Annotated in this window: 2 protein-coding genes; both read left to right on the top strand. The window is 66.5% G+C overall.

The features are described from left to right. Positions 1–1,724 (top strand): adventurous gliding motility protein GltC (gene gltC / locus HUW62_RS46680; protein ID WP_255204033.1); only part of this gene is annotated, 1,724 nt, incomplete at its 5' end. Positions 1,725–1,833: 109 nt separating this feature from the next. Beyond that, on the top strand, positions 1,834–2,705 hold an 872-nt coding region (locus HUW62_RS46675; protein ID WP_176438125.1), incomplete at its 3' end, for an MFS transporter.

Raw genomic sequence — 2,705 nt, 5'->3', positions numbered from 1 at the left:
CGCCCACGCCGCCCCCGGCTCCCGCGAGCAACGGTGGCTTCGGGCTGGACCTCACGCAGGAGGCGCCCAAGACGCCCGCGCCCACCATGTCCTTCGACGCGGTGGACGTGTCCGGCAAGACGGCGGACCGCCAGCGGCTGGACATCACCGTCAGCCTCTTCAAGAACGACGAGTACGAGAAGGCCGCCATGTCGGCGCACGAGCTGATCGCGGACCCGAAGCTCGCGGGCCTGCACACCGAAGCGCGCTACGTGCTGGCCAAGTCGCTCTACCGCATGGGCATGTACCACTCGTCCCTGGGTGAGTTCTCCAAGCTGCTCGCGCTGGGGCCCTCCACCAAGTTCTTCAAGACCAGCCTGGAGTGGCTGTTCTTCATCAGCCGCAAGACGAAGAACGAGACGGTCATCCTCGACGAGATTGCCCGTCACGCGAACCAGGAGTTCCCGGAGAAGTACCGCAACGAGTTCCGCTACCTGCTGGCGCGCTACCACTTCGTGCGCGGTCGCGCGTTGGACCAGGTCGGCCAGAACGCGGACGCGGACAAGAGCTTCGCGGAAGTGCAGCGGCTGACGCTGCTGATTCCCAAGACGGACACGTTCTACCCGCGCGCGCGCTACCTGGACGGCCTCGCCTCGTTCCGCAACGGCAGCCGTCAGAAGGACGCGGCGGCCAAGCGCGGCGCCGGGGAGATGCTGGCGTCGGTGGAGGCGATGAAGGAAGTGGTGCGCCTCACCCGTCCCATGGCTGGCAAGTCCGCCGACCAGGCGAAGGCGGACAAGTCCCTTCGCGAGCTGGCGTTCATGCAGCTGGCCCGGACGCACTACGGCATGCAGCAGAACCGCTTCGCGCTGTTCTACCTGGGCAAGGTGGAGCGCGGGAACACGCAGTGGCTGGAGTCGCTCTTCGAGGCGAGCTGGGCCAACTACCGCGTGGGCCAGTTCGAGCAGGCGCTGGGCAACCTCATCACGCTCTCGTCGCCCTTCTTCCGCGAGGAGTACTTCCCGGAGGCGCTCATCCTCAAGGCGGTCATCTATTACGAGAACTGCCGCTACCGCGAATCCAACATCATCCTCCAGGACTTCGAGCGCACGTACCTGCCGGTGCATGACCAGCTCGAGTCGCTGGTGAAGAAGAACATGGAGGCCGGCGAGTACTACACGGTGCTCGCGGAGGTGCAGAAGAAGAACAAGGACGGCCTGGAGAAGAACGAGACGGACATCATCCTGGAGCGCATCCTGCGCCTGGCCCTCACGGACCAGGACCTGCGCAAGACGAACGACTCCATCCTCGAGCTGGAAGGGGAGATGGATGCGTTCGCCAGCCGCGGTGACACCTTCAAGTACTCGGAGCTCTCCAAGAGCCTCTTGGAGGAGCTGAAGGTCCACCGCACCGAGCTCATCTCCAAGGCGGGCATCATGGCCAAGGGCAAGCTGGAGACGGAGCTCGTCGCGCTCAAGCAGCTCTTGGCCAACGGCCTGCGCATCAAGTTCGAGACGACCACGAAGGAGAAGGAGTTCCTCGAGGACCAGCTCAAGGCGGGCGGGCGCACGTCCATCGTCAAGAAGTACAAGTTCTCGGTGGCGGTGCCGGATGACGAGCTCTACTGGCCGTACGAGGGTGAGTACTGGCGTGACGAGTTGGGCACGTACCAGTACACCTTGACGAAGGGCTGCATCGACCGCGACACGGCGAACCGGAACGTGCAGTCCGCCGAGGCGATGTAGTCGGGAGCGTCAAATCGTCGCGGGGCGCGGAGTTGCCGCGCCTTTCAAACCGCCGGGGCGCTATCTTCCGCGCTCCGGCGGTTTTTCATTTCCAGCAAGGGAGCTACGGGTGAGCCGGACGGCGTCACTGCGCGTCGTCTTCGGAATCGTGTCCCTGGACCTCATCGGGTTCGGCATCCTGATTCCGCAGCTGGGCGTGTACGGAGTGAAGTTCGGTGCCTCGCCCTTCACGGTGGGGCTGCTCATCTCCGTCTATTCGCTGATGCAGCTGGTGGCGGCGCCGGTGCTCGGTCGGCTGAGTGACAGATACGGCCGCAGGCCGGTGCTGTTGCTCAGTCAGGTGGGCTCGCTTCTGGGCTACCTGCTCTTCGCCCTGGCGGACTCGCTGCCGCTGCTCTTCCTGGCGCGCGTCATCGACGGCATCTCCGGCGGCAACATCGCCACCGCGCAGGCCGTCGTCGCGGACATCACCCGGCCGGAGGAGCGCGCGCGGGGAATGGGCGTCATCGGCGCGGCCTTCGGACTGGGCTTCGTGTTGGGGCCCGCGCTGGGCGGCTTCCTGGGCGCGTGGGGCGGCAACCTGGCCATCGGCCTGTTCGCCGCGGGGCTGGTGGCCGTCAACCTGGCCTGCACCTGGTTCTTCCTCCCGGAGTCGCGGGTGGAGGGAGGGCCGGAGGGGCATGTGCGCACGCTGAAGGGCGCGGTCCAGGCGCTGCGGCTGCCCGTCGTCGCGCGCTGCCTGGTGCTGATGCTGCTGTTCACCACCGCGTTCTCACAGATGGAGGGGACGTTCTCCGTCTACCTGCTGACGCGCTTCCTCTCCCTGGGCCCGGTGACGCTGGAAGGGGGGCTGTTCCTGCACCCGGTGGTAACGGACGCGGTGGTGCTGCGCGAGGCGAGCCTTCGCGCGGGCTGGCTCTTCGCCGTGGTGGGCGTGCTGAGCGCGCTGGTGCAGGGTGGGGTGGTGCGCCGGCTGGTGGG

Source organism: Myxococcus sp. AM011 (assembly GCF_013372595.1).
Taxonomy (GTDB): Bacteria; Myxococcota; Myxococcia; order Myxococcales; family Myxococcaceae; genus Myxococcus; species Myxococcus eversor.
The sequence above is the reverse complement of the archived record's forward strand: the minus strand, read 5'-3'. Positions and strand labels throughout refer to the sequence as shown.